This is a genomic window from Streptomyces triticagri, assembly GCF_003429565.1.
GTDB lineage: Bacteria > Actinomycetota > Actinomycetes > Streptomycetales > Streptomycetaceae > Streptomyces > Streptomyces triticagri.
Genome location: NZ_QUAK01000204.1, coordinates 1 through 14,493, shown reverse-complemented (window position 1 = coordinate 14,493; position 14,493 = coordinate 1). Strand labels below are relative to the sequence as shown.

The following is a 14,493-nucleotide window of genomic DNA, read 5'->3' as shown; positions in this document are numbered from 1 at the left end:
GGCTCCGAGTTCGGAGCCGGGCGCGGCGTTCCCCCGTGGTGTTTCCTTGCTTCCCCCGTGTACCCGCTACGTCAGTAGCGGGAGCTCTTGCACTTGTTGCTCGCCGGCAGATTGGCCTTCTCGTCACCCTTGAAGTAGATGGCGCTGGCCCAGCCGAGCTTGGTGTCGTTGGCCCACACCATGATCCAGATGTCGTTCTTGTAGCCGTCCGACTTCACCGTCTGGTAGTGCCCCCAACACACCGTCGTGTACGTCTTGCCGGCCTTCAGCATGGCGACCTTCTTGCTGCCGGTGTCCGGCAGGTCACGGACGTTGACGTTGTCCCACACCGTGCGGCGGTGGTGCTTGCGGTCCTTCGCGCCGACCTCGCCCGCCATGCCGACGAGCTCGCCCTTGCCGGCGGAGCCCGCCTTCTCGGCGCGCGCCAGGTCACTGCCGGCCGCGGCCTTCGCCGAGGCGGAGATCGGCGCGGCGTCCTCGTCCGCGGTGGCCGCGTAGGCACCGACGCTGCCACCCGCGACAAGAGCGGTGGCCGCTGCGGCGATCACGATGCGCTTCTGGATCTGCTTCACGATGATTCCCCCGAATCGTGTGTTCCCCGTAGCCGGCGACTTCCGCCGCCGACACCCACGACGATGCCCGACTCCCTGCAGCCACACCATCGTTCTCCCACCCCGGTGACACGCTCACGACAGTCCGCAACGAGAACACGACATTCCCCACGCCCCGGACACCGCCCGTGACAGAGCGAACAGCAGACACCCTCTGAGCTGCTGACGAGCATGCCGGTGCAGGTAACTTGGGTCTGCGCCGCCTCACCGGGTACGGCGCCGGCCGGCGGGGGACGGGACGACATGGAGCCGAGGACGGAGCAGGTGGCGGGGCGGTTCGAGGTGCCGGGCCTCTCGGTCCCGCCGTACGCCACCCGCCTTGTACTGGGGGCGGCAGTGCGCTCCGGACTCGATCCGGCGGCGCTTGCGCGGGTGCAGGGCCTCTCCGTGCTCGACGACGACCGGGTGCGGATACCCAGCTCGGCGCTGGTCTCGCTCTGGGAGGAGTGGTCGCTGCAGCTTCCGGACCTCGACGGTGCCCATCCGATGCGGTTGTGGCAGCCGGGTGAGCTCGGCGTATGGGGCTACTTGATCTCAACCGCGCCGACGCTCACCGAGGGCTTCCGGGTGGCCGACAGGCACGTGGCCACGCTCACGGACCCGGACGAATCGTTCCGGCCGATCCGGCACGACGCCGGTCTGACGATCGTGTTCCACTGCGCCTATCGCGAGCACCCGCTGTTCCCGCTGATCGGACAGTTCGCCCTCGGGATCGTCCTGACCGCGGCGGGAGCGGCAGCCGGCCGGCCACTGGCCCCGATACGTATACGCCTGACGGGACCCGCACCGCGCAGCCACCGGACACTGATCGACACGTTCGGCACCCGGAACCTGGAGTTCGAGGCCGCGGCGCCGGCGATCACCTTCAGCCCGCAGGACGCCGACGCACCGCTGCCGCACGCCGATCCCGCGCTCGCCGCACTCCTGGCCGACCAGGCCCGCCTCGCCACGGCCACCGCGCAGCCGGTGCTGAGCTGGCTCGACCGGTTCCGCGCCGAGCTCGTGGCGGGCTACAGCAGCAACTTCCCCGAACTGGCGCAGGTGGCCGGGCGCCTGGGCATGGCACAGCGCACGCTGCAGCGACGCCTCGGGGCGGAGGGCACCAGCTGGCGCGAGGAGCTGGAGCTGGCCCGTCGTCAGCGAGTGGAACGCCTGCTCCTCGCCACCGACCTGACGGTGGAGTCGATCGCCACCCGCACCGGATACGCCGATGTGCGCGCGCTGCGCCGCGCCATCCACCGCTGGTACGGCCACGGCCCGGCGGACGTGCGGCGTCTGAAGTCCCCTGCGCGGCGCCTTCAGCCCTCCTAGGCGGACGGCCCCGGTTCGTACGGTCGTGGACATGAACCGACCGGAGCAATCAGCAACGCACCGCCCCGCAAAGGTCCGCCCCGTCCACGCAGCAGCTCGCACCGTCCTCGCAGGGTGCTCAGCGCCTGAGTAGGCAACCCACGGGCCTGGCAGGCGCCTTCGGGCGACCGCAGGCTGATTCCCGGCGGGCCGACCGGCGCCACCGTACGGCCCCGGATCCACCGGCCCCGTATCCACAAGGAGAGCGTTCCCATGACCAATGTCGCCGTCATCCACTACTCGTCCACCGGCAATGTCCACAGCATGGCGCAGGCCGCGGCGCAGTCCGCGGAGAAGGCCGGAGCCGAGGAGGTGCGGCTCCTCAAGGTCGCCGAACTGGCCCCCGCCGCAGCCGTCGAGGCCAACGAGGCCTGGGCCGCCCACACCGCCGCCACCGCGGACGTACCGGACGCGACCCTCGCCGACGTGGAGTGGGCCGACGTCCTGCTGTTCGGCACCCCGACCCGATTCGGCCTGCCCGCCGCGCAGTTGAAGCAGTTCATCGACACCACGGGCGGTCTGTGGTTCCAGGGCAAGCTCGTCAACAAGGTCGTCTCGTCGTTCACCTCGACCTCGACGACGCACGGCGGCCAGGAGAGCACCCTCCTGGCGCTCAACAACACCTTCTACCACTGGGGTTCGATCATCGTCCCGCCCGGCTTCGCCGACCCGGTGCAGTTCGACCCGGCCAACGGCAACCCGTACGGCGCGAGCAGCATCTCCGGCAACGACCCGGACAACGTCGCCGAGGCGAACCTCGCCGCCGTCGAGTTCCAGGCCCGCCGCGCCGTGGAGATCGCCACCGCCCTGCGCATCGGCTTCGCCGCATAGGACGGGACCGACCGCCCCTTCGTACCGACGGAGACGACATGACCATCCGGTCGGCCACACCCGGCCCACCTCGCAGCCCGGCGACGCCGGACCCGCACCACGGCGCCGCCGACCCGCCCAGGGTCGCGGCGGGGTGGCTGGCGCTCATCGCCGCCCCGGCCACCTTCGCCGTCGCCGCCCCGGCCATCGTCCTGCCCAGGATGGCGGACGGCTACGGCCTCGCCCCGGACGTCGCCAGCTGGCTGGTGACCGTCGCGGCCCTGTCCATAGCCGTCGGCACACCGCTGGCCGGCGGCCTGATCAGCCGGCGCGGACTACGTGCCGCACTGATCATCAGCACCGTCCTGCTGGTCGCCGGCACCATCCTGGTCGCCGCCGTGCCCTGGCTCCCCGCGGCCCTGCTCGGACGGTCCGGCCAGGCCCTCGGCAGTACGGGACTGATCGCCGTCGCGATGAACCTGGCGGGGACGGCCGGCCGGATGGGCCTGATCACCTCGGCGATCGCCGCCTGTGCGGCCGTCGGCCCACTGGTCGGCTCGCTGGTCACCGAATGGACGTCCTGGCTGGTCGTCCTGCTCCTGCCGGTGGTGGCCGCGCTGTTCGTGCCTCCCGTGCTGCGGCACGCCCCCACCGCTCCGGCCGACGACAGCCGCTTCGACGGCCGCGGCGCGGTCCTGCTCACCGCACTGGCCGTCGCCCTCGTCGTCATCCCGTACGCCCCCGCGGCCGCCGCCGTCTGCGCCGTGCCGGCCGCGCTCCTCCTCGCCCTGCACATCAGGGCCCGCCCGGACGGGTTCGTCCCCGTCGTCCTGCTGCGCTCCCCGCTCTTCATCGGCGTGAGCCTGCTCGCCCTGCTCCTGGCCACCTCCTTCTTCCGGCTGCTCTTCGTCATCCCGGGACAGCTCTCCGCCGACGCGGGATGGAGCGAGGACGCGATCGGCGTGGGGACACTGGTCTCCCAAGTGGCCGGCTCCGTACTCGCCTTCGTGATCGCGGCGGTCGCCATCCGCATGGGCCGCACCCGCGTCACGGCGGTACTGGCCGCCGCGGGCATCCTCGCCGCCGTCCTCACCGCCGTATCCGCCTCGGCCGTCCTCGTACTGACGGCCCTGGCCATCGCCCTCTTCGCCGCGGCAGGCGGCCAGGGCGCCCTGATGGCCTTCGCCACCACCACCGTCGACACCACCAAACGCCCGGCAGCGATCGGCCTGTTCAACCTCTGCTACCAACTCGGCGGAGCCCTCGGCCCGGCCCTCGCAGCACTGTCCACGACCACCTGACCCACCCACCAAAAAGCCGTCGGCCGCACCCCCGAAGGGACACGGCCGACGGCCCACACACGTCCCGGTCCGGAAGGCCACAACCTTCCGGACCGGCGGCACTGCTAGAGGTCGAAGTACAGCTCGAACTCGTGCGGGTGGGGGCGGAGTTGGATCGGGGCGATCTCGTTGGTGCGCTTGTAGTCGATCCAGGTCTCGATGAGGTCGGAGGTGAAGACGCCGCCGGCCTGCAGGTACTCGTTGTCGGCCTCGAGGGCTTCGAGGACCGCGGGCAGCGAGGTCGGGACCTGCTGGACGCCCGCGTGCTCCTCAGGAGCCAGCTCGTAGAGGTCCTTGTCGATGGGCTCGGCCGGCTCGATCTTGTTCTTGACGCCGTCGAGGCCCGCGAGCATGAGCGCCGAGAACGCCAGGTACGGGTTCGAGGACGGGTCGGGTGCACGGAACTCGACGCGCTTGGCCTTCGGGTTCGAGCCCGTGATCGGGATACGCATGGCCGCGGAGCGGTTGCGCTGCGAGTAGACCAGGTTGACCGGGGCCTCGAAGCCGGGCACCAGGCGGTGGTACGAGTTCACCGTCGGGTTGGTGAAGGCGAGCAGCGACGGGGCGTGCTTGAGGATGCCGCCGATGTAGTAGCGGGCGGTGTCCGAGAGGCCCGCGTAGCCCTGCTCGTCGTAGAAGAGCGGGTTGCCGCCGGACCAGAGCGACTGGTGGACGTGCATGCCCGAGCCGTTGTCGCCGAAGATCGGCTTCGGCATGAAGGTCGCGGTCTTGCCGTTGCGCCAGGCGACGTTCTTCACGATGTACTTGAAGAGCATCAGGTCGTCGGCCGCGGCGAGCAGCGTGTTGAACTTGTAGTTGATCTCCGCCTGGCCGGCGGTGCCCACCTCGTGGTGCTGGCGCTCGACCTGCAGGCCCTGGTTCTCCAGCTCGAGGGACATCTCGGCGCGCAGGTCGGCGAAGTGGTCGACCGGCGGGACGGGGAAGTAGCCGCCCTTGTAGCGGACCTTGTAACCGCGGTTGTTCTCCTCCGAGCCGGTGTTCCAGGCGCCGGCCTCGGAGTCGATCTCGTAGAACGACTGGTTGGCGGAGGTCTCGAAGCGGACCTTGTCGAAGACGTAGAACTCGGCCTCGGGACCGAAGTACGCGGTGTCGGCGATGCCGGTGGAGGCGAGGTAGGCCTCGGCCTTCTTCGCCACGTTGCGCGGATCACGGCTGTAGGCCTCGCCGGTGATCGGGTCGTGGATGAAGAAGTTGATGTTCAGGGTCTTGTCGCGGCGGAACGGGTCGACGCGGGCCGTCGACAGGTCCGCGCGCAGCGCCATGTCGGACTCGTGGATGGCCTGGAAGCCGCGGATCGAGGAACCGTCGAAGGCGAGCTCCTCGGTCGGCTCGAACGCCGACGCCGGCACCGTGACGTGCTGCATCACACCCGGCAGGTCGCAGAACCGGACGTCGACGAACTTCACGTCCTCGTCTGCGATGAACTTCTTGGCATCGTCGGCGTTCTGGAACATCCAGCTCCTCCTACTCCCGGCCCGGTCCCGAACCGGGGATGTCTCGCTCGAGGCGCGGCCAGTGCGGTGGCGCACGCTGGGCCCGACCATAGGGACGGGGGATTTCTCAAGCATGACCCATTTGTTTCGCCGAAGTTAACCGGCGCGAGCGTGAGCGGCATCTCAGGGTCCGTACGGCCGCCGCGGTGTGCACCCCGCCGGGGCCCCGACGGGGCGGGGCGCAGTACCGTGGTCGGGTGGACAAGAGGCAAGCAATCGGATCGTGGCTGTCCGGCCCGCGGCAGGCGGCCGAGGACATGGGAGCCGACTTCGGCTACCGCGGCGAGCAGCTCGGTCTGCCCCAGGAAGGGCCGGGCTCGATCGCCCCGGTCGGGCGGCGCTTCGGCGCGATCGCGGTGGACTGGGCGCTGTGCATGGTGATCGCATACGGCCTCTTCGCGCAGGGTGACCGACAGGCGATGGCGAACTGGGCGCTCGGTGTCTTCTTCGTCCTGACCGTACTCACGGTCGGCACGGTCGGCTTCACGCCGGGGAAGCGACTCCTCGGACTCCGGGTCGTCGCCGAGGACGGCGGGCGGCTGAGCTTCGGCCGTGTCGTCGTACGGAGCGTCCTCCTGTGCCTCGCCATTCCGGCATTGGTCTGGGACCGCGACACGAGGGGCCTCCACGACCGCCTCGCGCGGGCGATCCAGGTTCGTCTCTAGCCTTCCGGCTTCGGCGCCCGTCCCCTTGAGTCCCGGCTCTCCCTTGAGCCCGTCCGGCTCTCCCTCAAGCCCGTCCGGCGGCTTCCCTCAAGCCCGTCCGGCGATTGAGGACATCTTTTGACCGCCCCGCGGGGCGGCGGCCGCGCTTCGCCGGACGGGCTAGAGGGAAGCCGGGCTCAAGGGAAGCCGCCGGACGGGCGCAGCGCAGCGAGACGGGGCGCTCCGGACCAGTCGGCCCGGAGCGCCCCGTACACCGAAAACCGACGCCCGAAGGCGTCACCGCATCTTCGGCCCGCCCCCGCGAGGCATCCGCATGCCCTTGGGCATCGGCCCCTTCGGCAGCGGCATGTTCGACATCAGGTCGCCCATCGCACGCAGGCGGTCGTTGGTCGTGGTGACCTGCGGACCCGTCAGGACGCGAGGCAGCTTCAGCAGCTTCGTACGCAGCTTGGTGAGCGGGACCTGGCCCTCCGCATTGCCGATGATGAAGTCGGTGACCGGGACGTCCGTGACGATCCGCGCCATCTTCTTCTTCTCCGCGGCGAGCAGCGTCTTGAGCCGGTTCGGATTGCCCTCGCCGATCAGGACGATGCCGGCCTTGCCGACGGTGCGGTGCACCACGTCCTGGTTGCGGTTCATCGCCACGGCGGGGGTCGTCGACCAGCCCCGCTTCATGTTGTCGAGCACCGCCGCCGCGGCCCCCGGCTGACCTTCCATCTGCCCGAACGCGGCCTTCTCGGCCCGGCGGCCGAACACGATCGCCATCGCGAGGAACGCCAGGATGAAGCCCAGGATCCCCAGATAGACCGGGTATCCGAGCAGGAGGCCGATGCCGAGGAAGACACCGAAGGTGACGATGCCCACCGCAGCGATGATCAGGCCGATCTTGGAATCGGCCTTGCGGGTCATCTTGTACGTGAGGGCGATCTGCTTGAGTCGCCCTGGGTTCGCAGTACTCGCTGCGTTGTCCTTCCTCGCCATGCCAGGAAGTTTACGTGCCCGGGGAAGCGGTCACGACGCGCGGGTGGATCCGATCACACACCGTGCGCCGCACGCGACAGCGGGGCACGGATCAAGGGCTACGACGTACGAGGGGGACGGGTGGCCGCGTCGAGCACCTGCTGCGCCTCCACCCGGTCCTTCGCCCGACGGCGGTCCTCGAGCACGGAGGTCCAGGCATTGCGGCGGGCGGTGCGCTGGCCGCTGCTCATGAGCAGCGACTCGACGGCGCGCAGCGCGTCGGTGACGGACGGGACGGCGGTGGCGCGGGTGCCGGTCGGCATACCTTCGTTGACGGGCGCGGCCTGCATGTCGGGGGTCCCCCTCTGAGCGGCGGGTGGGGTGGACTGCGGTACGTGGCGTAAGGAGAGCGTCACAGACTGGTGTTACCAGCGCGTGTCCGACCGGTCAAACACCCATGAAGGCCCGATGCGGAGCCGGAGAAAGCCGAAGCGGCCCGTACGGGTGCCCCTACCTGCGGGGACCGTACGGACCGCGTGATCCCGGCCATTACTGGTCGGTAGTGTCTTGTGCGCGAATTCACAGGAGCGGGCGCCGAGCGTGCTCCCGCCGCCACCGTGCCGTCAGGTCACACGGCCTGCCGGGCGGTGAAGTCCGCGCCCTCGCTGACGACGCCGTTACGCCGGTCCATGGCCATGCCGAACAGCCGGCCCGCGCGGTACGAGGACCGGACCAGCGGGCCGGACATCACTCCGGAGTAGCCGATCTGCTCGGCCTCCTCCTTGAGCTCCACGAACTCGTGCGGCTTGACCCAGCGCTCCACCGGGTGGTGCCGCACGGAGGGCCGCAGGTACTGGGTGATGGTGATCAGCTCGCAGCCGGCGTCGTGCAGCTGGCGCAGCGCCTCGCTGATCTCCTCGCGGGTCTCGCCCATGCCGAGGATCAGGTTCGACTTGGTGACCAGACCGTCCTTGCGGGCCTCGGTGATCACCTTCAGGGAACGCTCGTAACGGAAGCCGGGGCGGATCCGCTTGAAGATCCGGGGCACCGTCTCCACGTTGTGCGCGAGGACCTCGGGGCGCGAGGAGAAGACCTCGGCCAGCTGGTCCGGCTCGGCGTTGAAGTCGGGGATGAGCAGCTCGACCTTGGTGCGGCCTGCCTCGCGCTCGGCGGTCATCCCGTGGATCTGGCGGACCGTCTCCGCGTACAGCCACGCGCCGCCGTCCTCCAGGTCGTCGCGGGCGACGCCGGTGATGGTCGCGTAGTTGAGGTCCATCGTGACGACGGACTCACCGACGCGGCGCGGCTCGTCGCGGTCCAGGGCCGCCGGCTTGCCGGTGTCGATCTGGCAGAAGTCGCAGCGCCGGGTGCACTGGTCGCCGCCGATGAGGAAGGTGGCCTCGCGGTCCTCCCAGCATTCGTAGATGTTGGGACAGCCGGCCTCCTGGCAGACCGTGTGCAGGCCCTCGCTCTTCACGAGTTTCTGCATCTGGGTGTATTCGGGACCCATCTTCGCCCGGGTCTTGATCCACTCGGGCTTGCGCTCGATGGGGGTCTGGCTGTTCCGGACCTCCAGGCGCAGCATCTTGCGTCCGTCGGGTGCGACTGCGGACACGACCGGCTCCCTACAGCTTCGATTCTTCGGCGTCCCCCAGGGTACGCCCGTGCTTTGTACGGTCCTACGCCCGGCCGACCTGAGCCTCTGGGGCGTGGGTGACCCCGTCGGACCGTACGGCCGTCCGTATCGCCAACCTCCGGGCGGCCGGGCCGCATTCCCGCCCCGGCTGCCCGGAGGTGCTCGGTCAGGCGGGCGCCGGAGCAGTGGCGGGCTCGGCCGGGGCCGCCGCCTCGCCGACGGGGCGCGGGCGCGGTTCGGCCTCGTCGAGGACGGCCCGCAGGTGCTTCTCCACGACGGGCAGCACCTCCTCGATCGTGATGTCCCGGCCGAGCTCGGCCGCTAGCGAGGCGACGCCCGCGTCGCGGATGCCGCACGGCACGATCCGGTCGAACCAGGTGTTGTCCGGATTCACGTTCAGGGCGAAGCCGTGCATGGTGACGCCCTTGGCGACCCGGATGCCGATCGCGGCGAGCTTGCGGTCCTCGCGCCGCTGGCCGGCATTGGACGGGGCGTACTCCGGGCCGTTCAGGCGGGGGTCGAACTCGTCGTCGCCGATGCGCGGGTCGATGTCCAGGGAGAGTCCGCCGAGCCGCTGCTCGACCGGGTCGCCGAGCACCCAGACCCCACTGCGGCCCTCGACACGGGTGCTCTCCAGGCCGAACTCGGCGCAGGCGCGGATCAGCGCCTCCTCGAGCCGGCGCACATGCGCGACCACGTCGACCGGACGAGGCAGCTTCAGGATCGGATAGCCGACCAGCTGACCGGGCCCGTGCCAGGTGATCTTCCCGCCGCGGTCGACGTCGATCACCGGGGTGCCGTCGAGCGGGCGCTCGCTGTCCTCGGTCCGGCGTCCGGCCGTGTAGACCGGCGGATGTTCGAGGAACAGGCAGGTGTCCGGGATCTCGTCCGCGAAGCGCGCCGCGTGCACCCGTCGTTGCTCGTCCCAGGCCTGCTGGTACTCGACTGCGTCCGGGCCGAAGCCAAGACGTACGAACCGCAGCTCATTCACGGCACGTGCCTCCTTGAAACGTTCACCGTGCACCTTGTGCGCCCCCGCCACTGTACGACCCGGACGGCACGGTCAGCCCGCCACCCGATCCTCACACGATCGGATGAATGCGGGGCGAAGGTGGCGATGAGGGCCGTACGGCTCGTTACATTCACGCCGTTCATGAGGGCTGCCGACCGGCCCGGAAGGCAGGAGACCGCACAGCTGATGACGGAACGACCCCCGCAGCGCACGCCCAACCGCCAGCTTGCCGCGCTGATCGCCGAGGCAGGGTTCTCCAACGCGGGTCTTGCCCGCCGGGTCGACCAGCTGGGGCTCGAGCACGGCCTCGATCTGCGCTACGACAAGACCTCGGTGACCCGCTGGCTGCGCGGCCAGCAGCCGAGGGGCACCACGCCCGCGCTCATCGCGGAGGTGTTCACACGCCGGCTCGGCCGTCGGCTCAGCGCCCAGGATCTCGGCCTGGACGCCTGTGCGCCGGTGTACGCGGGGCTGGAGTTCGCCGCGACGCCGGACGAGGCGATCGACATCGTCAGCGGACTGTGGCGCAAGGACTCCGGCAGCCATGCCGAGCTGCGGAAGATCGCCTTCACCCCGGCGGGGCTCGTGGTGCCGAGCCGGGACTGGCTGATCGGGCGTGCGGACGAGCGGGTGGGGCGAGGGGAGCGGGGCGCGGACGGTCCGGGCGGCTCCGGCGCCCGGGTGCCCGCCCAGGGCCGAGCCCTCGTACCCCGGCAGCGCAAGGACACCGACCGCTCGCCCGGCCAGCGGGTGACCTCCGGCGACATCGCGGCCCTCCGCTCCGTCGGTGAGCTCTTCCGCGCCCTCGACCACGCCTACGGCGGCGGGCACGCGCGCCAGGCCCTGGTGCGCTATCTGGAGCACGAGACGGAGCCGATGCTGCGCGGTGTCTACAGCGAGCCGGCCGGGCGGCGGCTGTTCGCCGCGGCCGCCGACCTCACCCGGCTCGCGGGCTGGACCTCGTACGACATCGCGGCGCACGGTCTGGCGCAGCGGTACTTCGTGCAGGCACTGCGGCTCTCGCAGGCCGCGGCCGACCGGGCGTACGGCAGCTATGTGCTGGTGACGATGAGCCGGCAGGCGGTCTATCTCGGGCACGGCAGGGAAGCGGTGCAGCTGGCGCGGGTCGCCCAGCAGGGCGTCGGCGCCTCGGCGCCGCCGGTGGTGCAGGCGCTGCTGCACGCGGTGGAGGCGCGGGGGCACGGGGTGCTCGGCGAGGTGCGGGCCTGCACGGCCGCCCTGGTCAGGGCCGAGCGGGCGATGACCTCGGCCCGGCCCGGGGACGAAGTGCCGTACTGGGCGCGGTACTTCGACGAGGGGCAGCTGGCCGACGAGTTCGCGCACTGTCACCGGGATCTGTCGCAGTACCGGGCGTCGGCGCAGCATGCGGAGCGCTCCTTGCAGCTGCGCGCGCCCGCGTTCGCGCGCTCCCGGGTCTTCTGCCGGGTGGTGCTCGCCACCGCGCGCCTCGGACTCGGCGAGCTCGACCAGGCCTGCGCACTCGGCGCGGAGGCCGCCCAGCAGGCCTCCGAGATGCGCTCGGCGCGCGCCGCGGAGTACGTACGGGACTTCGAGCGCCGCCTCGAGCCGTACCGGGACGCGAGCCCGGTACGGAGCTATCGGGACCGGGTGGCGGCGCTCGGCTGACCCGCCACTCCGACACCCCGCCGCCTGTCGTTCGCCGCCCGGTCAGGCCGCGGCGGTGATCGCCGTGGCCGCGTCCCGGATGCCGAGGTCGGCGAGGACGGAGCGGGCCGCGCGGCCCCCCGAGTGCAGGGCGCCCTGGACCGTGCTGGTGTCGCGGTGGTCGCCGCAGACGTACAGGCCGGCGAGCACGCGCACCGGGCGGCGCAGATCGTGCGGGGGAGGCATCACGGGGACGGCCTCCGGGTCGTGGTGGACGGCGAGCAGTTCCCAGCGGTCGGTGGAAGTGCCGTAGAGACGGCCGAGTTGGGCGCGCACCTCGGGCTCGGCGGGTGGCGGGCCGTGCACCACGGAGGTGATCAGGGCGCGTCCCGCGGGCGCCCGTGCCGGGTCCACCTCGCTCATCACGGCGGTGTGGGCGACGGGGCCGCGGCGTTCGGCGTCCAGGACCAGGGCCGGCTCGGTCAGCGGTGGTTCGGGTGCGGTGTGGTGGAGCACGGTCACCGGGTGGAAGGCCGGCATCCGCAGACCGGGCAGCAGTTCGGCGGCCTGGCGTGCTCCCGTCGCGAGCAGGACGGAGCGGCAGCGGATCTCGCCGTGTCCCGCGGTGCGGACGGTGGCGGCCGAGACCTCCACCGCCTTCACTCCGGTGCGGACGGTGCCCGGCGGGAGCGCCGCCGCCAGGGTGGCCGGCAGGGCGTCGGCGCCGCCCACGGGCACGCAGAGCCGCCCGCGGGCGAAACCGCGCAGGACCAGGTCCGCGACCCGGCTCGAGGTGCCGAGGGCGGGATCGCCGAGCAGTGCGGCGAGCAGCGGGCGCAGGAAGCCGTCGACCGTACGCTGTGGGAGCCCGCGGGTGGTCAGCGCCTCCGCGGTGCTGAGCTCGGGCCGGGCGAGCAGCCGGGGCACCTCGGTGGCGGCGAGGCGGCCGAGGGCGCGGCCGAGGCGGGCCTGGTCGAGAGGGCTGCCCATCGGCGGGCGGGCGCGGTTGCCGTGGCCGGGCAGCCGGTGGGTGCCGGGCAGTCGGTGAGTACGAGGGGCGCTCGCCAGGGCGCGTGCCGCCGTGAGTGCGCCCCTCGCGCTCCGTCCGGCCGCCGACGAACCGGGGCGCGGCTCTCCCGCACGGTGCAGCCGCCCTTCGCTGTGCACGAGAACACCCGGTGCGAAGGTCCGCAGCGGCAGCTCGTCGAGCCCCGGAGTGCGCCGCAGCTCCGGGTACGAGGTGGACAGCAGATGGCCGATGCGGTCGAGCCGGAATCCGTCGAGCACCTCCGTGGACATCCGGCCCCCGATGGCGGGCGCGGCCTCCAGTACCGCGGTGCTCACCCCGGCGGTGTGCAGCCGGTGAGCGGCGGACAGGCCGGCGATACCGGCCCCCACGATGACGACGTCCACTTGCTCCGCGGGCTCACGCACGTGCCCCTCCCCGAGGTCGCTCGCCTTGGTCGCTCGCCTTGTGGAGGGGTCATGCCCCCAACAGGCTCCGGGAATACCCGAGTTCGGCCCGAGCGTAGGAGTAGTTCCGGTCAGGAGCAGTCGCGCATCGACCGGGCACGGTCGCACGCCGGTCGCACACGGTCGCCGGTGGTGGCGTGACCGTACTGCCCGCGGCGGCGGACGTCACCCCCGCACGCAGCACCCTCGTCGCAACACCCCCCCGCGACTCCTCACCGCGCTTCGGCCGCCGCCCGTACCGCGTCGTCGATCGTCGGGAACGCGAACCGGAAGCCGGACTCCGTCAGCCGGGTGGGCAACACCCGCTGGCTGCACAGCACATCGCCCGCCATCTCGCCGAGTACCAGACGCAGTGCGGGAGTCGGCGCGGGGAACAGCGTCGGGCGGCGGAGGACCCGGCCCATCGCGGCCGTCACCTCACGGTTCGTCACCGGATGCGGGGCGGTCAGATTGACCGGGCCGGACAGCTCGTCGGTGGCGATCAGATGGCGCAGGGCGGCCACCTCGTCATGCAGCGCGATGAAGCTCCAGTACTGCCTGCCGTGTCCGAGCCGCCCGCCGAGACCAGCCTTGAACAGCGGGAACATCCGGGCCCAGGCGCCGCCGTCGCGCGCCACCACCAGACCGGAGCGGGCGAACACGGTGCGCACCCCCGCCTCCACGGCAGCACCCGCGGCCTCCTCCCACTCCACGCACAGCTGCGGCAGGAAGCCGTCGCCGGCCGGCGCGCTCTCGTCCACCGGACGGCCACCCGTGTCGCCGTAGTACCCCACCGCGCTCGCGTTCACGAAGACGTCCGGCGGTACGTCGAGCGCGGCGACCGCCTCCGCGAGCGTGGCCGTGCCGAGCACCCGGCTGTCGCGGAGCTCCCGCTTGTACGCATCGGTCCAGCGGTGGTCGCCGACGCCGGCCGCGGCCAGATTCACCACCGCGTCGCAGCCGGCCAGCGCCATCGGGTCGACGTACTCGCGATGCGGGTCCCACTCCGCCTCGCCCGGTGCGCTCGGGGCGCGGCGCACCAGGGTCACCACCTCGTGCCCGTCCGCGACGAGCGAGCGCACCAGGTTCCTGCCGATGAGTCCGGACGAGCCGGCGACCGCGATCCGCATGGCTCCATCCTGCCCGCTACCGGAAGCCGGCGCAGGAGCCCTGCGCCCCCGGTCCTACAGTGGCCCGCATGTCCGAGCCAGTCATACGCCCGGCCCGGTGGAGCGACGCGGACGCCCTCGGGCGGCTCGACCGTGCCACCTGGTCCACCCTGCACGCCGTACAGCCGAAGCCCGCGCCGTCCGCTCCGTTCTTCGACGCGGCGCACGATCCCGGCCAGTTCCTGGTGGCGGAGTCGGGTGGAGAGGCGGCCGAGGAGATCGTCGGCTACATCCGCATCGGCCGGTCCACTCCGCTGCGGGCCAACGCCCACGTGCTGCAGATCCAGGGCTTCGCGGTCGCCGAGGCCGCCCGCGGCCGCGGCATCGGCCGCGCCCTGGTCCGGGCGG

14 protein-coding genes are annotated in these 14,493 nt (G+C 71.7%); 6 read left to right on the top strand and 8 right to left on the bottom strand.

Translation table 11 applies throughout. From position 1 onward, the window contains the following. Positions 1-71: 71 nt before the first annotated feature. Positions 72-572, bottom strand: a complete 501-nt coding sequence (locus DY218_RS27930; RefSeq protein ID WP_128558925.1) for an SH3 domain-containing protein — start codon at positions 570-572, stop codon at positions 72-74. Between the two features lie 282 nt (positions 573-854). On the opposite strand from DY218_RS27930, the gene DY218_RS27925 reads away from it, so the two are divergent. From DY218_RS27925 to DY218_RS27915, 3 genes are all read left to right on the top strand, one after another. Continuing rightward, positions 855-1,922 (top strand): AraC family transcriptional regulator, encoded by a 1,068-nt coding sequence (locus tag DY218_RS27925; RefSeq protein WP_158574146.1) that lies wholly within the window; start codon positions 855-857, stop codon positions 1,920-1,922. Positions 1,923-2,174: 252 nt separating this feature from the next. Continuing rightward, positions 2,175-2,792 (top strand): NAD(P)H:quinone oxidoreductase, encoded by a 618-nt coding sequence (gene wrbA / locus DY218_RS27920; RefSeq protein ID WP_128558923.1) that lies wholly within the window; start codon positions 2,175-2,177, stop codon positions 2,790-2,792. Positions 2,793-2,830: 38 nt separating this feature from the next. Then, positions 2,831-4,072: an MFS transporter gene (locus DY218_RS27915; protein ID WP_128558922.1), complete on the top strand. Its 1,242-nt coding sequence runs from the start codon at positions 2,831-2,833 to the stop codon at positions 4,070-4,072. A gap of 104 nt (positions 4,073-4,176) precedes the next feature. Here DY218_RS27915 and glnA read toward each other — a convergent pair whose 3' ends face one another. After that, complete coding sequence (gene glnA, locus DY218_RS27910) at positions 4,177-5,586, bottom strand: type I glutamate--ammonia ligase (RefSeq protein WP_128558921.1); 1,410 nt, start codon at positions 5,584-5,586, stop codon at positions 4,177-4,179. Positions 5,587-5,822: 236 nt separating this feature from the next. Here glnA and DY218_RS27905 point away from each other — a divergent pair, with 236 nt between their 5' ends. Continuing rightward, positions 5,823-6,290 (top strand): RDD family protein, encoded by a 468-nt coding sequence (locus DY218_RS27905; protein ID WP_128558920.1) that lies wholly within the window; start codon positions 5,823-5,825, stop codon positions 6,288-6,290. A 276-nt stretch (positions 6,291-6,566) separates the two neighbouring features. On the opposite strand, the gene DY218_RS27900 is transcribed toward DY218_RS27905, so the two are convergent. The 4 genes from DY218_RS27900 to lipB all read right to left on the bottom strand — a co-directional run bounded on the left by DY218_RS27900 (position 6,567) and on the right by lipB (position 9,877). Continuing rightward, positions 6,567-7,271 (bottom strand): DUF4191 domain-containing protein, encoded by a 705-nt coding sequence (locus DY218_RS27900; RefSeq protein WP_128558919.1) that lies wholly within the window; start codon positions 7,269-7,271, stop codon positions 6,567-6,569. 98 nt (positions 7,272-7,369) lie between these two features. Beyond that, a complete protein-coding gene (locus tag DY218_RS27895) occupies positions 7,370-7,600 on the bottom strand; it encodes an SCO2195 family GlnR-regulated protein (protein ID WP_128558918.1) in 231 nt (76 codons plus the stop codon). Between the two features lie 278 nt (positions 7,601-7,878). Next, positions 7,879-8,865: a lipoyl synthase gene (lipA, locus tag DY218_RS27890; RefSeq protein ID WP_128558917.1), complete on the bottom strand. Its 987-nt coding sequence runs from the start codon at positions 8,863-8,865 to the stop codon at positions 7,879-7,881. A gap of 187 nt (positions 8,866-9,052) precedes the next feature. Beyond that, entirely contained in the window at positions 9,053-9,877 is an 825-nt protein-coding gene (lipB, locus tag DY218_RS27885) for a lipoyl(octanoyl) transferase LipB (protein ID WP_128558916.1), read from the bottom strand. A 207-nt stretch (positions 9,878-10,084) separates the two neighbouring features. Here lipB and DY218_RS27880 point away from each other — a divergent pair, with 207 nt between their 5' ends. Next, a complete protein-coding gene (locus DY218_RS27880; protein WP_128558915.1) occupies positions 10,085-11,545 on the top strand; it encodes a regulator in 1,461 nt (486 codons plus the stop codon). 42 nt (positions 11,546-11,587) lie between these two features. Here the strand turns inward: DY218_RS27880 and DY218_RS27875 are convergent, their stop codons facing one another. Together DY218_RS27875 and DY218_RS27870 are read right to left on the bottom strand one after the other, a co-directional pair. Further along, positions 11,588-12,958, bottom strand: coding sequence for an NAD(P)/FAD-dependent oxidoreductase (locus tag DY218_RS27875; RefSeq protein ID WP_128558914.1), 1,371 nt, complete (start codon positions 12,956-12,958; stop codon positions 11,588-11,590). 251 nt (positions 12,959-13,209) lie between these two features. Then, positions 13,210-14,106, bottom strand: coding sequence for a TIGR01777 family oxidoreductase (locus DY218_RS27870; RefSeq protein ID WP_128558913.1), 897 nt, complete (start codon positions 14,104-14,106; stop codon positions 13,210-13,212). Between the two features lie 68 nt (positions 14,107-14,174). On the opposite strand from DY218_RS27870, the gene DY218_RS27865 reads away from it, so the two are divergent. Continuing rightward, a partial coding sequence (locus DY218_RS27865) for a GNAT family N-acetyltransferase (RefSeq protein WP_147336184.1) occupies positions 14,175-14,493 on the top strand: 319 nt, incomplete at its 3' end.